At 55.3% G+C, this 19,278-nt stretch carries 15 protein-coding genes; 3 read left to right on the forward strand and 12 right to left on the reverse strand.

The window, feature by feature from the left end; all coding sequences use genetic code 11:
* Positions 1–37 precede the first annotated feature (37 nt).
* A complete protein-coding gene (locus P1X16_RS17645; RefSeq protein WP_277231606.1) occupies positions 38–595 on the reverse strand; it encodes a GNAT family N-acetyltransferase in 558 nt (185 codons plus the stop codon).
* A 199-nt stretch (positions 596–794) separates the two neighbouring features.
* On the opposite strand from P1X16_RS17645, the gene P1X16_RS17650 reads away from it, so the two are divergent.
* Positions 795–1,679, forward strand: a complete 885-nt coding sequence (locus P1X16_RS17650; protein ID WP_277231608.1) for an SDR family oxidoreductase — start codon at positions 795–797, stop codon at positions 1,677–1,679.
* Between the two features lie 115 nt (positions 1,680–1,794).
* Here P1X16_RS17650 and P1X16_RS17655 read toward each other — a convergent pair whose 3' ends face one another.
* The 9 genes from P1X16_RS17655 to guaB all read right to left on the reverse strand — a co-directional run bounded on the left by P1X16_RS17655 (position 1,795) and on the right by guaB (position 12,970).
* A complete protein-coding gene (locus tag P1X16_RS17655; protein WP_277231610.1) occupies positions 1,795–2,247 on the reverse strand; it encodes a hypothetical protein in 453 nt (150 codons plus the stop codon).
* 59 nt (positions 2,248–2,306) lie between these two features.
* On the reverse strand, positions 2,307–3,272 hold the full coding sequence (locus P1X16_RS17660; RefSeq protein ID WP_277231612.1) for a MoxR family ATPase: 966 nt from the start codon (positions 3,270–3,272) through the stop codon (positions 2,307–2,309).
* Positions 3,273–3,380: 108 nt separating this feature from the next.
* Positions 3,381–4,769, reverse strand: coding sequence for a peptidylprolyl isomerase (locus tag P1X16_RS17665; protein ID WP_277231613.1), 1,389 nt, complete (start codon positions 4,767–4,769; stop codon positions 3,381–3,383).
* Between the two features lie 357 nt (positions 4,770–5,126).
* Entirely contained in the window at positions 5,127–7,448 is a 2,322-nt protein-coding gene (locus P1X16_RS17670; RefSeq protein ID WP_277231615.1) for a peptidylprolyl isomerase, read from the reverse strand.
* Between the two features lie 285 nt (positions 7,449–7,733).
* Positions 7,734–8,177 (reverse strand): ATP-binding protein, encoded by a 444-nt coding sequence (locus P1X16_RS17675; protein ID WP_277231618.1) that lies wholly within the window; start codon positions 8,175–8,177, stop codon positions 7,734–7,736.
* A 25-nt stretch (positions 8,178–8,202) separates the two neighbouring features.
* Positions 8,203–8,532 carry an STAS domain-containing protein gene (locus P1X16_RS17680; RefSeq protein WP_277231620.1) on the reverse strand — a complete coding sequence of 110 codons (330 nt, stop codon included), beginning with the start codon at positions 8,530–8,532 and terminating at the stop codon, positions 8,203–8,205.
* 14 nt (positions 8,533–8,546) lie between these two features.
* Positions 8,547–10,646 (reverse strand): SpoIIE family protein phosphatase, encoded by a 2,100-nt coding sequence (locus P1X16_RS17685; RefSeq protein WP_277231622.1) that lies wholly within the window; start codon positions 10,644–10,646, stop codon positions 8,547–8,549.
* Between the two features lie 209 nt (positions 10,647–10,855).
* Entirely contained in the window at positions 10,856–11,296 is a 441-nt protein-coding gene (locus P1X16_RS17690; RefSeq protein WP_277231624.1) for a hypothetical protein, read from the reverse strand.
* Between the two features lie 192 nt (positions 11,297–11,488).
* Entirely contained in the window at positions 11,489–12,970 is a 1,482-nt protein-coding gene (gene guaB / locus P1X16_RS17695) for an IMP dehydrogenase (protein WP_277231626.1), read from the reverse strand.
* A gap of 645 nt (positions 12,971–13,615) precedes the next feature.
* Between guaB and P1X16_RS17700 the strand changes: the two genes are divergently transcribed.
* Together P1X16_RS17700 and P1X16_RS17705 are read left to right on the forward strand one after the other, a co-directional pair.
* Positions 13,616–14,464, forward strand: a complete 849-nt coding sequence (locus tag P1X16_RS17700; RefSeq protein WP_277231628.1) for an oxidoreductase — start codon at positions 13,616–13,618, stop codon at positions 14,462–14,464.
* 188 nt (positions 14,465–14,652) lie between these two features.
* Positions 14,653–15,492: an FRG domain-containing protein gene (locus tag P1X16_RS17705; RefSeq protein WP_277231629.1), complete on the forward strand. Its 840-nt coding sequence runs from the start codon at positions 14,653–14,655 to the stop codon at positions 15,490–15,492.
* A 14-nt stretch (positions 15,493–15,506) separates the two neighbouring features.
* Here P1X16_RS17705 and P1X16_RS17710 read toward each other — a convergent pair whose 3' ends face one another.
* Both P1X16_RS17710 and hrpB read right to left on the reverse strand, forming a co-directional pair.
* A complete protein-coding gene (locus P1X16_RS17710) occupies positions 15,507–16,298 on the reverse strand; it encodes a DUF2490 domain-containing protein (RefSeq protein WP_277231630.1) in 792 nt (263 codons plus the stop codon).
* A 305-nt stretch (positions 16,299–16,603) separates the two neighbouring features.
* A complete protein-coding gene (hrpB, locus tag P1X16_RS17715; protein WP_277231633.1) occupies positions 16,604–19,228 on the reverse strand; it encodes an ATP-dependent helicase HrpB in 2,625 nt (874 codons plus the stop codon).
* Positions 19,229–19,278 lie beyond the last annotated feature (50 nt).

Raw genomic sequence — 19,278 nt, forward strand, 5'->3', positions numbered from 1 at the left:
AGTAAAACTGAGCAAGTAAGTAGTTCGGCCCAAACTGTTAAGACGGCGGGTCGAGTCGGTAGTGCATAATTTCTGATTCCTTGCCGCGTAGGGGCCATAAGCGTCGGCGAGTGGTTGTAATAGGGCGAAACCCTACCGCTTCAGCCACGGCCAAGCTACGCGGGTTGTTGCGGCGGCAGCGCAGGGTTAAATAGTGCGCTTTTAGGTGCTCACCAAAGCCAAATTGCACAGTTGCAGCCAGCGCCTCACGCGCGTAGCCATGGCCTTCGGCGTGGGCCGCTAGATAATAGCCAACTTCAGCGGTTAGAGGGGTTTGCCAACTAGGCCGCAAGCTAATGTCGCCGAGGTAGGTGGCCGTTTCGCGGTGCCAAATCCCGAACACGTAGAGACGACCGGTACGCCAGTCTTGCGCGAATTGGGAGATGGTACGGGTAGCGTCGGCCAGCGTTTGCACCGCGGCCACGCGGGCCGGAAACGCGGGTTCTAGCCGGCGGCGGTTCTGGTCGAGCACAGCAAAGAAGTCGGCTTCGTCGGCGGGTTGGTAGGGGCGAAGCGTGAGGCGGGTGGTGGTAAGGGGCGTGAGCGGCGGAGGCAAAGCGGCGTGTATGATTTGGGGAATACAATGCAAGTACCTACGCGCAGCAACGCAATAGGGGCGAAAAAAGGGGTAGCTGAATGCGTGGTAGTAACTCTGGGTTGCTGATGTCGTTAGTTTCAGGGACAGGTACCACTCGCCCAAGCAGGCAGTAGTGGCAGATCTGTTTTACTCGCTCAATTCCATTTACAACTTAGCTATGAGACGACTTGAAGGAAAGGTAGCCATTGTCACGGGCGGAGGCGCGGGCATTGGTGAAGCCATTTGTAAGAAATTTGCCAATGAAGGAGCTGCCGTAGTCGTGGTAGGCTTGGAAAGTGACCCGGTACGCAAAGTGGTGGACGAAATCCAAATGCGGGGCGGGGCTGCCGTAGGATACCTCGGGGATATTTCGCACGAAAAAAACGCTGAAGAATGCGTGCAACTCGCTATTGAAGACTTCGGCAAGCTCGATATCCTAATCAACAACGCGGGCGTGTTTCCGGCCATCTCCGAACTGGATAAGTATCCGGTAGATGCCTTCGAATACATGATTAAAAACAACATCTACTCCACCTTCATGATGACGCGTGCCGCGCTGCCATACTTGCAGAAAACGCACGGCAACATCGTAACGGCTGGTTCGGAAGCGGGCTGGATGGGTATTGCCGAAAACACGCCCTACGGCGGCACCAAGGCTTTCAACCACGCCTTTATGAAGGGCGTGTCCACGGAGCAAGCCAAGTATGGCGTCCGCGCTAACTGCGTCTGCCCTGGCCCCGTCGACACGGCCTGGACGCATAAGGAAACGGGCCCGATGAGCGCCAAAATGGAAAAGCAAAACGTGGATGGACCACCGCTCGGCCGTCGCGGCACCCCCGAAGAAGTAGCCAACGTGTATCTATTCTTGGCCTCCGATGAAGCCAGTTACGTAACTGGGGCCCTCTACTTCGTGGATGGCGGTATCACCAATTCCAAAGGCACTCCTGGCGCTGACGTGCCTAGCCACTTGCGCCGCGAGCCAGAAGGCGAATTGAACCTGAAGCACGCCAAGGACGGTAACACCAAAATCAGGGAGGAAGCGGCTGGCACTATGGTGAACTAGCCCTAAGCCACCGTTGATGATACTTATAAAACAAACGCGGCTAGCCATTATGGCTAGCCGCGTTTGTTTGTGGTAACTGTAGAAGTTGCCTAAGCCGCTACGCTATGAGGACGCCTTACTTGTGCACCTCGGCTTTTTGCAGAGCAGCACCAATGCCAGAACGGTACTGCGGTGGGCTTCCCAACGACTGTTGAATCCGCATCACGTTCACTTGCCGCGCTGCTTCGTTGAAAAACTCAAGGCGACGAATCAACATCTCTTTGACTAGAACACGGCCTTCTGGGGTGCGCATCATGGCGCGCTTGTCTTCCAGAATCCGACGCATGATGGCTTCGGTTTCCGCTTCACGCTGCTGATACTGCGCCTGAAACTCGCGCAGCCGCTCCAAGCCTTCGGTGGTTAAGCGAAACTGGCCGCCGCCTTGGTTGAGCACTTCACACAGCACATACACCTCTAGTGGCAATGAGGTATTCAGAGCAGTAGTGCGCAAGTCGAGGCCAGCAGCCAAGGCATCAAGTATGATAAAGATGTTGCGCTCGAATTGCTGGTAGTAAGCGGAAACTTCCATGGAGGTATTTCTAAGTTTTCTTGGATAGAGAGCTGGTTGGCAGATGCAGAGTCAAGCTTTTACAGCAGCTCTTTCACGATTTGCTCCACCGATATGTTCTCGGCTTCAGCCTTGAAGTTACGGACCAAACGGTGCCGCAGAATGGGCAGGGCTACGGCTTTTACGTCCTCGATGTCGGGCGAGTACTTGCCATTGAGCAAAGCATTGCACTTAGCTCCTACAATAAGGTGCTGCGAAGCGCGCGGTCCGGCACCCCACTCCAGCAGCTGCGTGGCACGGGCCGCGCCTCGGCCGGTATTAGGGCGGGTTTTATGTACCAAACCTACAGCGTATTCCACCACGTTGTCGGCTACGGGCACGCGGCGCACCAAATGCTGAAAGGCCTGAATTTCATCGGCGTGCAAAACTTTGCTAACCGTGGGCTTGGTGTCAGAAGTGGTGTTCTTCACGATCTGCAATTCCGCCTCGTAGCTCGGGTAGCCCAACTCGATGTTGAACATAAACCGGTCGAGCTGGGCTTCAGGTAGGGGATAGGTGCCTTCTTGCTCGATGGGGTTCTGCGTAGCCAGTACAAAGAACGGGCGCTCCAGCGGGTAGCGCCGGCCGGCCACCGTCACGGCGTATTCCTGCATCGATTCAAGCAGGGCCGCCTGAGTTTTAGGTGGTGTGCGGTTGATTTCGTCGGCCAACACGATGTTGGCGAAGATAGGGCCCTGTACAAACTGGAAGTCGCGCTGCTGGGTGAGCGTCTCGGAGCCGACGATGTCGGAAGGCATCAAGTCGGGGGTGAATTGCACCCGATTGAACGAGAGGTCCAGCGAGTCGGCAATGGTTTGAATGAGCAGCGTTTTGGCTAAGCCTGGCACCCCTACCAACAAGCAATGCCCCTGCGAAAACACGGCAGTAAGCACCAGTCGTACTACCTCGTCCTGACCAATAATCACTTTGCCGATTTCCTTACGTAGCGTCTGGTACGACTGCGCCAGGGCATCGGCGGCTTCTTTATCAGAAGAAAATGTGCGCATTCTATAAGTATTAGAGGCTGATTACTGCTTGTTAACCGTTGCAAAAAAAGTTGATTGTCGCTCATACCGCTTCGGCAAAGCAACAATCAACCATTCAACAATCAGCAATTAATTTACCGTATTGAGCAGCTTGCAGCCACTGTACTGCGGGTCGACTTCGATAAAGACGCTGCCACGGTTCTTCTCAAACCACTCATCCAGCGCCTTGTTTTTCTTTTCCGATAAAGCGGCCTGGGCTAGCTTTTGGTAGTCGTCTTTGAAGTTGGCTTGGTGCGGCGGCGTGTTCGATTTCAGCCAAATGATACGCATAGCATCCTTACCGTCGTCGGTGCGGTAGGGCATGGGCGGCGTTACGTGGCCTACTTTCATCGTATCGATGGTGAAGAAAATGGCGGGGTCCAGCTTGTCGAGCGGCAAATACGAGCTGCCGTCTTCGCGGTTCTGAAGCAGGCCGCCGTTTGCGCCCGACTGCTTGTCATCGGAGTTGTCTTTGGCGGCTTTGGCAAACGTGATACTGTCGGCCAATATGCGGCGGCGCAGCGTGGTTAGTTCCTTAGCGGCTTCGTTGACGTCGGTGCTGCCGGTAGTTGGCTTGATCAGGATGTGGCGGGTGCTGTACTTGTCGCCTTTGCGCTCAATCAGCTGAATTAGGTGAAAACCGAACTGCGACTCCACTACCGGCGACAAACCACCTGGCTCTAGGCGCAATGCGGCCGCTTCATACTCCGGTACCAGCTCTTTGCGCCCAAAGAAGCCTAGGTAGCCACCTTGTGCTCCAGAGCCGGGATCTTCGGAAAACTGCTTGGCCAACGTCTCGAAGCTTTCGCCGGCCAGAATGCGAGCCCGCAAATCGTTGAGTTTGGCCTGGGCCGCCTGCTTGGCCGTAGTATTCACCTTAGCAAACTTGATGATCTGGCCTACTTCCACTTCGGTGGAGTAGTAGGGGAGGCTGTCCTTGGGAATGCGGTTGAAAAACTGACGCACTTCGCGGGGTGTTACGGTCACTTTGCCGGAAATCTGCTCCTGCATCTTCTGCTGAATCAGCTGCTCTTTCACCTGGGGCCGCAAGTCCTCTTTTAGCTGCTTGATAGGCTTGTTGTAGTACTCTTCCAGCTTCTTCTCCGAGCCAATCTGCTGAGCAAAGTAGTTCATGCGGCGGTCTAGCTCGCCTTTCACCTGCGAATCTTCCACCACTACCGAGTCGGTTTCGGCTTTGGCTAGCAGCAGTTTGTTTAGGGCCAAGCTTTGCAGCACGCGGCACTGCATATCCGGCGGAAGAGGTTTGCCCTCGGCCCGCGCCTTCTCCTGGGCCATGATGGTCTCCAAGTCGGAGCGTAGTACTATCTGGTTGTCGATTTTGGCAATGATGCCGTCAACAATGGTTTGGCCAACAGGACGGCCTACACCCAACTGGGCGTAGCTGGCCGAAAAGGTGCCAGCCAGCAGCAATACGGTCAGCAGGGCTGCCCGTTTCAATACATCAATAGAATGAGTCATGGGTTGATTCAAGGGATACGTTCGGTACCGAGCAACAATACTACCGAACCAGGCAGCTTACAGAACGCAGAAAGCCACGCGTAAATTTCAACATAAATCCTTTCTCCGACAAAAACCAGCCGGCAACCGGGTTCGATTCAAAGAGACTAGAAGTTGCGTCTGCGTTGCATGCCTTCCTAAGTAACACTTCAGAGGACTTGTATAGCTTCAAGCAAGCTGCCGTTTTCGGAAAGTGAAGAGCATTTTACAGCTAGGAACTCCACTATATGTTTTAGGTTCTCTGAGAAGTAGACAGCTCAAACACTATGAAACAAAAAGCCCCGGCCGAAACCGGGGCTTGTTTGAAAAAGCATGGGGTTACTTGGTCACCAACTTGTCTACTTCCGGTTGGTTGATTTGCACTGGGTATTTGGTGCGGAGTTGTGTTATCCACTCTTTTTCCAAGTAGTTCTGGTAATCGGAAGTGGCAAGGCCGCGTGCCTCGGCCAGCGTTTTGGGACCAGCGGGCAGTACCTTGTCGATAACAACCGTGTAATAGCGGCCATCTTTCTGCACATCGTACGAGCCAGGACCGCGGCTCATCAGCTCGTCAACCACCTTGTTGTCGCCTTTGGCAAAGGCCTTCTGCATAATCTGGACCGACAGCGGATTTTGGGCGTTAAGCTGCTCTTCCAGGGCCGTAGTAGTCGAGCTGAATACATTGGCAACCGCCGTGTTGCTGGCCGCTGCATTTGCCTGCGTGGTTTGTTTGATCCGGTTGGCTGCCACGCCTTTGCTGGTAAGGTAAGTGACAACGGCAGCGGCGCGTCGGCGTGCAATACCGGCCGCCTCGCCTTTTTTAAAGCGGCCCGTTACCGTTACACTCAGCGCCGTGTCGGCCTGCATAGCACTAGCCAAGCCATCGAGTGCTAAGCTTGCGTTTTTGGCGAGCTTGTCGGTGTTGCCAGTGAAGCCGATGGGTTGAGGCGCCAAGCGCGGCACGGCGTAGCGGCCGAGCTTGAGCTGCTGCCGGGCCTGGGTTAGCAGAGCTGGCGAGGCGGCGCTAATAACCGTGCCCTGCACGCGGTTTTCCCACTGGTACTTGCTTTGGTTTTCGGTGAAGTATTTCTGCAAGCCCACAGTGTCCTCGATGGCCTTGCTCCATACTTTCTCGTCCATGAGCTGGAACAACAGAATACCGTCGCGGTACTCTTTTACCAGCATGCGGTAGTCTTCATACTTGTTTTCGAGGTTGCTCTTCTCGAAGTCCGTCAAGCTCTGCTCTACATATTGATCATAGAGCTGCTGGGCCACGAAACGCGGCTCAGCACCGGGCCGAGGCCGTTGGCTTTTCTGAACGTAAGTCAGGAAATCAGCTACTGTATAGTTTTTGTCCTTGATGCTGAACAAGGTTTGCGCATCGCCTTCCACCTTCTTGGCGCTTTTGCTGGCTTTGCCAGTGGTAGTAGCCGCAGCAGGGGCCGTGTACTTGAAGCGGCCATTCACCAGCGCAGTATCGGCTTTGGTGAAAGCGTAGTCTTTGCCAGCTTGGTTTTCAGTGAACTGGTTTTCGGTGCGTACGCGCTTTAAGAAGGCGGCCTTGTTTAGCTCGGAGCGCGAGTCTTTGGCCACTTTGCTTTTCAGCGTGGGCTCCATAGCTTCAAATGTCGGCACCGGCTGCTTCTCAATCAGCTTGATGATGTGCCAGCCATAAGGCGTCTGGACGGGCGCCGAAATTTGTCCCGGCGACTGGAGCTTGAAAGCTACTTCTTCAAATGAGGGAATCATGCGGCCTGTACCGAAGGGAGGCAACTCGCCACTGTTGGCAGCCGAGCCGGCGTCTTCCGAAAACTGCGCAACCAGCTTTTCCCAGTTCTCTTTGCGCTGCGTGAGGCGGCTGTAGAGCTCGTCGATCTTCTTTTTCGCCGTTACCGAGTCGGCTTTTGGCATGCCGGGCGTCGCCCGAATCATCAAGTGAGCCACTTTGATTTCGCCTTGCGCAGGCCGCACATCGTTCACCTTAATCAGGTGATACCCGAAGCGCGTCCGCACCGGCTGCGAAATTTGACCTACCGGGGTTTTGAAGGCAGCCGTTTCAAAGGGATATACCATTTGCATGGCCGTGAAGTAGCCGAGGCGGCCGCCGTTTTCGCGGGCCGAGGGGTCTTCACTGACTTCACGGGCTACCTGCTCGAAGTTGGCATTGCTGCTCACGCGCTGGCGCAGCGCCGTGGCTTTCTGGTAAGCGGCCAGAGTATCTGCGGGAGTGGGCTCGGCGGGTAAGCGCACCAGAATGTGTGAGGCATTTACTTCTTTGCTCATCCGCTCGTATGCCTCCCGTACCAACTGGTCGGTTACGCTTTTCTCGGTGAGGTATGGTTGTGCTAGCTGCTGCTTGTAGCCGTCTAGCTCGCGCTTAAAAGCCTGGGTGGTATCGAGGCCGCGCTGCTCGGCTTCCAGCACCTTCAGCTTGAAGTTGGTGTAGAGGTCCAAATACTCAGAGACGCTAGCACGCGTGCCGTATTCGGGAGCCGAACTGTTGTTTTTGCGATAAACGTAGGCAAACTCCCCCGCTGGCACCGGCGTAGTGCCAAGCGTTTCAACAACAGGTTGTTTGGCGGTGGTAGTGGGTTTGGTCGCCTGGCAGGCGGCTAATAGCGCGACGGCAACGGTGCCGGCGTACAAAATGCGTTTGTGCATATAAAGTATAAGAAACTGCAATACGCAGCAATTGCTCCCCAAAGTCGACTGGGCGTAGCGAACTGCCTGTTGCAATTTTACGTAATTTTTTTCGCCCACTCGCTAAGCAAGGTAGTTGGCTAGTGCAGTAGCTTCTTGTTAAAGCCATAGCGCGGGAGCCAGCGCAGAGTGCTTATTCTTGGCAGGTCTCGTTGCGTTATACCTCCTCACTCGCCTTCTTTCCTATCTCAGCTTGTAGGCGCGAAAACTCAACACCTCACCCGCTCGGATAGTTGCTAGGCGCACTTACTGCCCTGCTGAATTTGATTCGGTGAAAGGGGTGAGATGCTTATACAGCCGACAAACGTTCCGGCTGCCATTGCTGCTAAATTCCACGCGGTCCATAATCCGGTTGACCAAAGTCATACCTACCCCACCTCTTTTACCTAACCGAATAAATTCCGATAAGTCGGGCTCGTGGTAAGTGGAGGGCCGGTAGTAGGTAGCAGCATTATCGAATATCTCGATAGCGAATAAGTGGTCCTCGATATCTATTGCAAGGTCCAGGTATTGCGACTCATCCTCGCCGTTGGCGTGGATAATAAGGTTGGCAACTACCTCATCTACAGCGAGTACAATTTGATTGAGTTGTAGAGTCGATAGGTTACAATCTAGCAGGGAAGCCGCAACAAAGTCGCGGACAGCCTTCAGGTTGCCTCGGCTACAACTGATCCGAAGTGCGTTTTTCATCCCTGCTGATCGTTCAAAAATAAGTTTATACGGCAGTAGCCTCTTCTTCCGATGGCACAATGGTCATCAGGGTGTCGAGGCCAAGAATTTCAAATACGTTGTACACTTTATCCTGCATGTTGAAGAATACCAGCTTCACACCTGCATCCTGAAATTGCTGTAAGTGAGAAATGAAAACTCCAAGGCCAGCCGAAGAAATGTAGTTCAGCTGCTTGCAGTTGATAAGCACCTTCTGAAACTGAAGTGTTTCGGGCTTAGCCAACTCTGTATCCAGCAATACCGAGGAGCTTGCGTCTAGCTCACCGTCAAGGATTAGAGTAAGCGTACCGGCGGAAGAATGTTGAGTTATTTTCATAAGGTCAGGGTACGTCAGTTCAAGGTATCAGGTTGAGAGGATTTGAACTTGACGACTAGCAATGTTTGGTCGTCGTGCATGGGCTGGCCCGCACTGAACTGCGCTAGGTCATTTAAAATCTGCTCCTTGATTTCGTCGGCTTCCAGCGAGAAGGTCTGTTCCAGCATGTCGAGTAGGCGCTGCTCGCCGTATTCTTCCTGGTCAGCATTGCGCGCTTCCACAATTCCGTCGGTGTAAATCACCATCACATCGCCCGGATTGTAGTCGTAGAACTGATTCTTGATATGTTTCTCGTACGAATCGTTGCGGATGATGCCCAAGCCTAAACCAGCAGTTTGGAAGTAGGAAACCTCCTCCTTTATAGAGTGGTAGTAGAGCGTATGGCAGTGCCCAGCCCGCGCAAATACAAACCCTGCGTTTTCATAGTCAATAATATAAAGCGAGGCCGTAACGAAGGCAGACCGCTCCAAGCACCGAGACAGCGCCGTGTTGGCTTGCGTCATGAAGCGACTAGGTACCGGAAACTTCTCGCGCTCTGAGCGGGCCAAATGGTTTTCCTGCATCAGAGCATGAAAAATGCCTTTCATCTGCGCCACGTGGAAGGCCGCCGTTACTCCTTTGCCCGACACGTCGCCGATAAGAATGGCCAGCTGGCGGCCTGGCAAGTGCAGAAAGTCATAGAAGTCGCCTCCTACCTCCCGAGCGGAGGCGGCGTAAGAACTGATATCAAACCAGCTGTCAATGGGCAGGTCCTTCGGAATAAGGCTGTCTTGCACCGCCGAGGCAATTTTCAACTCTTCCTGCACTCGCTGGTTTTCCAGCGAAATGTGTACTAGCTGTAAGTTCTCGATGCTAAGTACCGTTTGGCTGGCGAAGGTTTGAAGAATACTCAGGTTTTCGCGGTCGAAACCAAAGCGGTGCTCTTTGAGCATGTAGAGCGCCCCGTATCTACGCTTGGCCGAGCGTAATGGCATCACAATGAGTGAATTGTAAGGCAGATGCAGCTCCCGAAAACCGTCGGTACTAGCTAAATCGTTGTTGAGGTATTCGGTGTGGTTCAGCTTGTACTCTTGCAACAAGCGCTGCACTTCGTCGGCCTGCCCTTGCGACACCCGGTAGTGCTGCACAGTGGTGGCGCCTTCATTGTCTTCGAGCGTAAGCCAAGCCGCATCGGCATCCATCGTTTGAACGGCCGAGTCGAACAGCATGGCATACACTTCTTCTTCATTCTGGCCTTTTTGAATAAGCTGCGTCAGGCGCTGCATACTCAAAATCTCTTCGCGCTTTTGCTCGAATACGCCGGCCGTGGGCAGGTTGAAGATGGTAACCATCAGCCCCATGAAGGCATAGAAGGTTCCAAAGAAAGCGTTAAGGAGCAAGAAGGCGTGCTGCGGCGCGGGGGCTACTAGCTTAAGGTCGTTGCGAATGCGCAGGAAGTAAGCCACAAACACCGCTAAGGCCAGCATAATGGCTATTTGCAGCAATACAGCTTCCCATTTCTGCCGACGATTGAGGTAAGCCACCCACTGCTGATTACCGCTCAGATATACCCCAAATATGCCTAATCCACCTACTATCAGGTAATCGAAGGGGTGAGGTGGAACCCAATCGAGCAAGCGGAAAAGCAACGTAAAGCCCAACAGCACCTCGAACCATACCCATTGGCGCTGCACTCGCGGTGAGGCCCGAAAAAGCACCAAGCTGCGCCAAGAGTAATTGGTATACGCCAGGAAGACAACAAACAAGGCCAGATTGACGGTGTAAACGCAGGCAAAAAACGTTTGGTCATCGGTGGGGAACTTCACCTGTACCAACCGTTCGAGCAGGTGCAAGCCCACGCAGGCAGTAGCCAACATACCCGGCCCCAGCAACAAGCGCCGAAGCAAGCCAACAAAGTCGTTGCCGTGCAAAGGGTCGGGGCGGCCACGTTGGTAGATAAAGGCGCCAGCGGCAAAAGCAGCCTGCGCAGTCAACGTTACCCATTCGGGCCAAGGGCCACCCAGCCACTCGGCAGCGCGGCCATTGGTATTGCTTAGCGTACTTAGTAGCAGCAACAGCCAGCTAAGGACGGTGAGAGGAAAAGTAATAGCTTTCAGCTTCTGGCGAAAGGGCATAGAGTATGAAACAGAGCCAGCCTAATAAGAAAAGTGGCAGGCTCGAGCAAAAACGGACCGCTAAGATATAAGTGCGGCAGGAATATTGTTGCCTGCGCGGTTCAACCAAGTTGAAGTAAAGTTTTTCTTAAAAAAATAAAAGCCAGCAACCACCTAGGTTGTTGACTGCACTAAATAGGAAAGCTAGAAGTAGGGGAAACTGTTTTGCGCTAGCGCCGGCGCTCAATCCAAGGCAGCGAAGAACCTTCGCAAGCTTGGCGTACCCAGTCGCGGGCGTCCTGCGCCGAACTGAAGTAAACTGTTTCAAGCGGGGCGTGGCCATCCTGTTCGCTTTCACACATGATATTGTGAACACACAAGCGGTTGAGCGCATCAGTTGAAATGACTACGGCAAGAAACTCGATACCTAGCGGACGAAGCCGTGGTAGCCATTCCACTTTAAGCCATGCCTGATCTTCGGGGCAGATAACATGCATGTGGGTCATGTTGGCAATCCAGGCCCGAATCTGGTGTTGCTGCGCAAACTCGAGGCCCTTGCACACGCCAACCCGTAGCTCATCTCCTTGCGTACGACCCCGCCACTCTAGCTCCAACGAATGAAGCTTGGGCTCGTGATGAATATATAAATAAGATGAGCTGAAAACGCGCATACTGAAAGCTACGCTTATGCTAGCTTGGGTTTAGAAAAAGAGGATTGCAGCTACCCATTGAAAATACAGCAACCGCCTGAATCCTCCTAGGCAAGCCAAGTATATATTTATAGAGCTAATCAACTTCTTACACAAACAAACGGGCCAGCTCATAAGGAGCCGGCCCGCTGCTATATCATCCCGAGCTATTGCTTATTTGGTGCTGTAGTTAGGAGCTTCTTGCGTAATCTGAACATCGTGCGGGTGCGACTCACGGAGGCCCGCCCCCGTGATGCGCACAAAGCGCGCTTGCTGTAGTGCTTCAATAGTAGCGGCACCGCAGTAGCCCATGCCGGCCCGAAGGCCACCAGCCAATTGGAACAGTACTTCGGAGGCCAGTCCTCGGTAGGCTACGCGGCCTACAATGCCTTCGGGTACCAACTTCTTCACGTCATCTTCGGCGTCCTGGAAGTACCGGTCTTTCGAACCGTCTTCCATGGCTTCCACCGAGCCCATACCGCGGTAGCTCTTGAATTTGCGACCTTCAAAGAGAGTCACCTCGCCGGGAGCTTCCTCGGTACCAGCCAGCAACGAGCCAATCATAATGGTGCTGGCCCCAGCTGCCAGCGCTTTCACCACGTCTCCCGAAAACTTGATGCCGCCATCCGCAATAAGCGGAACGCCGGTGCCTTCGAGGCCGCGGGCGGCTTCGAGTACCGCCGAAAGCTGCGGTACACCAATACCGGCAATGATGCGCGTGGTGCAGATGGAACCTGGCCCCACCCCGACTTTCACGGCGTCGGCGCCAGCATCGGCCAGAGCACGGGCCCCTTCGGCAGTAGCCACGTTGCCAGCAATTACTTCCAGCTTCGGAAATTTCTGTTTGAGGTTACGCACGGCATCGAGCACGCCTTTGCTATGGCCATGGGCAGTATCGACGCTTACTACGTCCACGCCGGCTTCCACTAGCGCTGCTACCCGGTCCAGCAAATCGGGGGTTACGCCAACGGCGGCGCCTACGCGCAAGCGGCCGTATTCATCTTTGCAGGCATTAGGCGTGCGGCGGCGCTTGCGAATGTCTTTGTAGGTAATGAGCCCTACTAAGCGGCCGTCGGTATCAACAACAGGTAGCTTCTCTACTTTCGATTCTTGCAGAATGTCCTCGGCGTCGGCTAGTTCGGTGCCGGCCTTGGCCGTTACGAGAGGCGCATGGGTCATGACTTCCGTTACGTGACGGTTCATGTCCTTCTCGAAGCGCAGGTCGCGGTTGGTTAAAATGCCTTTGAGTTGGCGCTGCTCGTTGACGATAGGAATACCGCCGATGTTATTGTCGCGCATTAGCTTTTTGGCGTCGGCGAGGGTAGCAGCTTCCTGGAGCACAAATGGGTCCAGAATCATCCCGCTTTCCGAGCGCTTCACACGGCGCACCAGTTCGGCTTGCGCCTTGATGCTCATGTTTTTGTGGATGATACCGATACCGCCTTCCTGCGCCAGCGCAATAGCCATTTCCGACTCCGTAACGGTATCCATAGCGGCCGAAACGAAGGGGAGCTTCAGGCGAATGTTGCGGGTGAGCTGGGCGCTAGGATCGGTGTCGCGGGGCAGTACTTCCGAGTATGCGGGAAGCAGCAGGACGTCGTCGTAGGTGAGCGCCTCGAAGGCAATTTTGGAATTGGAGGTGGCGTAATCGGCCATGGCAACAAGGAAGTTAGGTTTCTCTTATTGCCGGTCAAAGCTACGGCGAAAAGTTGGAATGCGGATTATCAAATGGTTGTTTTAGTAAGGATTAGGCTTCCCAAGTGAAGTATTTTGCACGGAAATAAAAAAGCTCCGACGATACGCCAGAGCTTTTCCAAGGGAGAGAGGGAAGAACAGGACAGGATACCTATTTCTGATCAGAACTGCTTCTAATGGCGCTTTTAGTGCCGCCTAAAGAAGTTGAAGCTATTTAGGGCGCACTTTTGCTGCATGTGTTCGGCAGTAGTATACTTCAAGGCAATGCCAAGAAGCCAACTTCCTGCATTTACCAAAACCTACTTTTAGCCCGAAGCATTTTTAATAGGTTTTACCGGCTTCGTTCCAGGTATTAGTGGCATTGCGTGCCATGAATATCAGCTCACGCAGATGAACGCAGCATGAACGGTTCTTTTTTAGTTGGTTGAACCAGCAAAAGTGGTTCTGCCATGGCAAGTGAAAGCCAAACTATGCAGCGCATTCAGGGTGCCAACTAAGTAGTAATGGGCAGCATTTATTGCTGCAATTAAAACCTCAGTTGCCATTTAGGAGTTGAAAAGGCCGCCGTAGCCTTCATGGCTTAGCGTCTCCCTTTAGTTATCAACCATGGCAACAGACAACAAAAACTGGTTTATCACCGGCGTAAGTACCGGGTTCGGCAAAGAGTTAGCCGAATATTGCCTCAGCAAAGGCGACAAAGTAGCCGCTACTTTTCGCAAGCAAGAGCAAGCCGACGAATTCACGCAGAAAGCCGGCGAAAACGGCCGCGGCTTGGTGTGTGAAGTGACCGACGAGCAGCAAGTGAAACAGGCCATAGCCGACGCCATTCAAGTCCTCGGCCACATCGACGTGGTAGTGAACAACGCGGGTTATGGCTCTATGGGCAGCATCGAAGAAATTTCGGCGCAGGAAGTACAGCGCCAGTTCGATGTAAACGTGTTCGGGCCGTTGCACGTGCTGCGGGCGGTGCTACCGCACCTACGGGAGCGGAAAAGTGGCCATGTCCTTAACATCACCAGTATTGGCGGCTTGAAAACTTTCCCGGGTGTTGGGGTTTACAACGCCAGCAAGTTTGCCCTCGAAGCTATTGGCGAGAGCCTGGCTCAGCAAGTGAAGCCGCTCGGTATTCACGTGACTAATATCGAGCCTAGCGGCTTCCGCACCGACTGGGCTGGCCGTTCCGCCAGCTTCGTCGATACGGCCATCGAAGACTACCGCGCCACCGTAGGCGAGAACCTGAAAGGCATTCAGAGCTACAGCGGCAAGCAGCCCGGCGACCCACAGCGCGCTGCCAAAGCTATGTTCGACTTGGTGCGCCAAGAGAACCCACCGCTGCACTTGCCGCTCGGCAAAGCGGCTGTGAAGGGCGCGCGCGACAAGTTCACCAACTTGCTGCAAGAACTTGAAAGCGTAGCCGCCATCGGCGACGCCGCTGATTTTCCGGAAGGAGAATAGAGCCGAATAAAAGGTAACAGAAGCCCGTCAATTGTCTTGCGCATAAGCACAGGATAATCGACGGGTTTTCTTTTTGCTAGGCACAGGCGCAATGAAAGTTGTCATAGAACTCGCCTATTTCTGTCTGCTCCTTCGGCGCCAGCCGTATCTTCGGAATCACTAGCACTTTCCATCAAACGCTATTTTCTGTGTCGCTTTCCGCCAACGATATACACGTCACTTCCTGGACCGACTTGCAAGAGGCACTCTTTCGCGACACCTGGGACCCGCGCATTGGTCGTTTTCGCTCGCCGTTTGTGTACCGCGGGCTGCGCTCTTCCAACTGGCTGCTCACCACCAGCTTGCAGCGCCTCGGTGGCGAATACCAGCAGTTAGAAAACCACCTGCTGCGCAACTTCCGCAAATACGGCCGCGACTTCAGCCAGCCCGGCGCTTCGGTCTGGAACTGGTTGGCTTTAGCGCAACACCACGGCCTCCCCACCCGCCTCCTCGACTGGACGTATTCACCCTATGTCGCCCTGCACTTTGCCACCGACGACTTAGAGGCTTACGGTGATGATGGAGTTATTTGGGCCATCAACTACGTACTGGCTGCCGAATCCTTACCGCCAAGCCTGCGCGAAGCCTTGCGGGCCGAAGGCTCCAATGTATTCACGCCGGAACTGCTAGAACCCCTCTGTACCAACCTGCGGGAGTTGGAGCTATTACGCGACGAACAGTTTCTGCTGTTTCTGGAGCCCCCGTCACTCGATGCTCGCATTGTGCATCAATACGCGCTGTTTTCGTTGATGAATACGGCCCGGGCTACGTTGCACGAGTGGCTAGAGCAGCACCCCGAGCTGTATTTCCGCATCATCATTCCGGCCCGGCTCAAGTGGGAAATCAGAGACAAGCTCGACCAAGCTAACATCACCGAGCGGGTACTCTTTCCTGGCCTTGGGGGCCTGAGCCGTTGGCTACACCGTCATTACACGCCCACTCCCGGTCAGAACCGCTCGAACCTGGAAGACGACCAAATTTCAGGCTAGTGCTACGTCTGGACTTAATTCCCTTGAGACGTGATTCTGCCTTTGCGAAAGTCAGGGTTGAAGTTGAGGCCCAGGTGCAGGATATGGCTAGCGTCCAGGGAAGCCATTTCCTCTTGCGGCGCCATTTGATTGAGGTAGCCAACTTCAATGGAAGTAGCACGGTTGATTTGATACCCCAAGGCTAAGCACGCGCGGTTCTGGCTGAAAATATTGCCGTCGGAGTTGCGGCCGAAGCCAATAAACAGTTCGTCGTAGCCCGTGAGGTAGGGGGTGCCGGGCAGAACTTTCTTTTGCGAGCTTAAAGGCAACGTGAGGCGCAGTTGGTAGCGGAAGCGGTTGAGGTAGGTGAATTGCCCACTGCCGGGGCGGCGTACCCAGCGCTGTTCCAAGCGGTACCGATGCTGCGTCTGAACCCGGCTGCTGTCGAAGCGGAGCAAAAGTTGCTGATAGCTGCGGTGTTCGGGTAGGCTCCCTAGTTCCGAATCGTTGCCCTCAGGAAACGACATGGTATAAGCGTAGCCGCCCGAGAGCACAAGAATATTGGCCGCATAGTAGTTGGCGCCAATCCGCAAAAACTTCTGTTGCGGTGCGTTTGGACCTTTCACTTGGCGCAATTGAGCTTCGGTGTGCAAGCCCCACTTATCGTTGATGCGAGCATCACTGTTAACCATCAGCCACGAATTAAAGCGCCGATAGGGCGGCGGAGTAGCTGTTAGTCTATGCGTTTGTGCCTGCGCCCCGCCCGCCAAACTCAACAGCAGCAAAACCAGTGATAGTGTGCTAGGAGAGGGTAAAAATGATTTCATAAACCTATATTATGAAATCATTAGCAATGTTATCCCAATGTTACCTACTATATTTTGCTATCTGCCAATCAATAGGTTATGTGATTTTGTGCTTGCTGCTATAATCGGATATTTTGTGGAAAAAGTACCGTTCAGCTGAAAGCCCAGCAGTAAAAGCTTGTTGTGTTCTATGCGAAATACAGCCTACGATATGGTGCGCATTGCTTGAGTATTCGTGCTTTGTTAGCCTGAGCATAGCAGTACTACTGCCTGCTGTTATGATAGCAGGAGCTAGCTCGTGTTGTCAGTCTACAGCTGCCTCGATACTACTGACCGGCTTCAAAGCGCTTTTTGGTGAGCTTGGTTGGAATAGCGGTAAGCGGGTCGTCGGGCCAGGGGTGCTTGGGGTAACGGCCGCGCAAGTCTTTGCGCACCTCAAAGTAGCCCGTCTGCCAAAAGCTGCGCAAGTCGCGGGTGACTTGCGCTGGCCGGCCTCCAGGAGATAGTAGGTGCAGGGTAAGCGGTACCCGGCCACCGGCCACAAACGGCGTATCGAGCAAGCCAAACACTTCTTGCAGCTTCACGGCCAACACCGGGGTAGTGGGGTCGGTGTAGTCTAGGGCAACGCGGGAGCCGCTTGGCACGGCGAGGTGAGAAGGAGCAAGGCGGTCTAGCTCTTGCCGTTGGGTCCAGTCACCGGGCAAGCGTTGCAGCAGCAACTCGTTCCAGTCGAGCCGGCTTACTTCGTTCATGCTCTTCAATCCCACTAAATGAGGCTCCAACCACTCGTCTAGCTCCGCGGCTAAAGCCTCATCCGAAACATCGGGCCAGTCGTTGGGGAAGTGGTGGTGCAGAAAGGCCAGGCGCTGCCGTAGCGCCACTGCCGACTCGCTCCACGGCAGCCGGGCAACACCGGCGCTGCGCAAGGCTTCTAGCAGCGCCTGTGCTAGTAGCTCGGGGTCGGGTTGGGCAAGTTGGGTGTCGGAAAGCACCAAGGCACCTAGCCGGCGGAGGCGGCGGGCCAGCACGCGGCCCGTGGCGGCATCCCACCGCACCTCGTCGCGGGCCTCAATCTGGTCGGCAAAGAGTTGCTCTAACTCCGGGCGGCTCACGGGCGCAGCCAGAGCAGCGCGCAATTGGTGGGGCGGCCCCTCCAGGTACGCAACGGCCATAAATTGGTCGTCGCGGCCGAAAAACTCCGCAGGCAACAGTACGCGCTGGCCAGTGGCTAAGCGTACCCGGTCGGCGGTTTCACGTTGCGCAATTCGGTCGGGGTAGGCGAGTGCCGTGAGTAGGCCCGCGGCATCGGCATCGGCAGAGGTGGCCGTATCCCGAATGCCGCAACGCTGGCGCAGGTTGCGGGCCGCATCCCGGACGCGGTGCAGCGTGTTGTGCTGCACCAGCAAACCAGGTAGGGCCGGACGACCATGCGCAATGGTTTCAAAGCGCAGCCGCAGATCAGGTGGGGTAGGGTGCGCATCAGCGGCCCGTAGCACGTCACGTTCGGAAAGCAACGCCGCTAAGGCGGCAGCGGCGGGGCCATGTCCTAGCTCTTGGCCGCGCACCACCAAGTGCCCTAGCCGTGGTGCCAACCCTAGCCGCGCCAACGCCCGGCCGTGCGTCGTGGGTTTGATGGGCGCAGACGGTGCGGTAGCGGCCAAGGTTACAGGAGCAGAGTCATCATCACCTGCTGCTAACTGTTCACCCTTCTCCCTGTTGGCTTCCACGGCTCCTAAGCGGCGCAGTAGGTCGTTGGCCAAAGCGAGAGCCGGAGTAGGGGGGGCATCGAGCCAACGCAATCCGCTAGGAGTAGCACCCCACAGTGCCAGTTCCAGGGCCAAGCCGCTAAGGTCGGCGGTGAGGATTTCGGGAGGTAGGTGCGCGGGCAGGGCGTCGTGCTCAGCAGTGGTCCAGAGGCGGTAGCAAGTGCCGGGGCCTAAACGGCCCGCGCGGCCCCGGCGCTGGTCGGCGGCAGCTTGGCTGACGGGCACGGTTTCCAGGGTAGTGAAGCCTGTGCGAGCTTGAAAGCGTGGGACTCGTGCAAACCCACCATCAATTACTACCTGCACGCCCTCAATGGTAAGGCTGGTTTCGGCAATGGCGGTGCTGAGTACGATTTTGCGCTGACCCGCCGGAGCCGGCCGCAGGGCAGCATCCTGCTGTTCGAGCGGCAACTCGCCGTGCAGCAGGTGCAGGCGCGTGGTTTCGGGTAGGGCCGGCTCCAGCTTATCGGCTACCCGGCGCAGGTCGGCAAGGCCGGGCAGAAACACCAGGATGTCGCCTTCGGCGTGCGTGCGGAGAGCTTCTCGTACGGCGGTTGGTACCAGAGTGGCTAATCTTTCGGCGGGCCGGGTGCCGCCCACGGCTGCTTGGCGCGGACTCAGATAGTGCGTCTCGACCGGAAACAAAAAGCCGGCGCTGCTAACTACAGGTGCCTGCAACCAGGTTCCTAACCGTTCGGCTTCCAGCGTGGCGCTCATCACCAGAATCCGTAGTTCGGGCCGCAGCACGGCTTGTACATCCAGCGTGAGAGCTAGCCCAAGATCAGCGCGCAGACTGCGTTCATGAAATTCGTCGAACACCACGGCCGCCACTCCTTCCAACGCCGGATCGTCCTGAATCAGGCGCGTCAAGATGCCTTCGGTGATAACCTCGATGCTGGTGCGGGCCGATACTTTGCTTTCCAGTCGGACCCGGTAACCTACTGTTTCGCCTACCGTTTCGCCTAGCAGCTTAGCCAGCCGAGTAGCAGCCGCACGAGCAGCTAGTTGCCGAGGCTCCAACACCAAAATCCGGCCTCCGTCGCGCCAGGCAGCTTCCAGCAAGGCCAGCGGCACTACGGTGGTTTTGCCGGCGCCCGGCGGCGCCTGTAGCACCACCCGCTCGTGCGCAGCCAACGCCGTGAGCAGGTCTGGTAACGCGGCGGTTATGGGAAGGTCGGGGAAATGCACGTTCAGTTTCGTTTAGACGTCTGTTTCCACAGAAAGCGCGGCAGTTTAGG

It is taken from the genome of Hymenobacter sp. YC55 (assembly GCF_029433095.1).
Classification (GTDB): Bacteria; Bacteroidota; Bacteroidia; order Cytophagales; family Hymenobacteraceae; genus Hymenobacter.

Bases quoted from the DNA above. Each gene is read 5' to 3' on its own strand.
- P1X16_RS17710 (WP_277231630.1), bottom strand. From the start codon at position 16,298: ATGAAATCATTTTTACCCTCTCCTAGCACACTATCACTGGTTTTGCTG.
- P1X16_RS17680 (WP_277231620.1), bottom strand. From the start codon at position 8,532: ATGAAAATAACTCAACATTCTTCCGCCGGTACGCTTACTCTAATCCTT.
- P1X16_RS17650 (WP_277231608.1), top strand. From the start codon at position 795: ATGAGACGACTTGAAGGAAAGGTAGCCATTGTCACGGGCGGAGGCGCG.
- guaB (WP_277231626.1), bottom strand. From the start codon at position 12,970: ATGGCCGATTACGCCACCTCCAATTCCAAAATTGCCTTCGAGGCGCTC.
- P1X16_RS17700 (WP_277231628.1), top strand. From the start codon at position 13,616: ATGGCAACAGACAACAAAAACTGGTTTATCACCGGCGTAAGTACCGGG.
- P1X16_RS17685 (WP_277231622.1), bottom strand. From the start codon at position 10,646: ATGCCCTTTCGCCAGAAGCTGAAAGCTATTACTTTTCCTCTCACCGTC.
- P1X16_RS17655 (WP_277231610.1), bottom strand. From the start codon at position 2,247: ATGGAAGTTTCCGCTTACTACCAGCAATTCGAGCGCAACATCTTTATC.
- P1X16_RS17665 (WP_277231613.1), bottom strand. From the start codon at position 4,769: ATGACTCATTCTATTGATGTATTGAAACGGGCAGCCCTGCTGACCGTA.
- P1X16_RS17670 (WP_277231615.1), bottom strand. From the start codon at position 7,448: ATGCACAAACGCATTTTGTACGCCGGCACCGTTGCCGTCGCGCTATTA.
- P1X16_RS17690 (WP_277231624.1), bottom strand. From the start codon at position 11,296: ATGCGCGTTTTCAGCTCATCTTATTTATATATTCATCACGAGCCCAAG.
- P1X16_RS17675 (WP_277231618.1), bottom strand. From the start codon at position 8,177: ATGAAAAACGCACTTCGGATCAGTTGTAGCCGAGGCAACCTGAAGGCT.
- P1X16_RS17660 (WP_277231612.1), bottom strand. From the start codon at position 3,272: ATGCGCACATTTTCTTCTGATAAAGAAGCCGCCGATGCCCTGGCGCAG.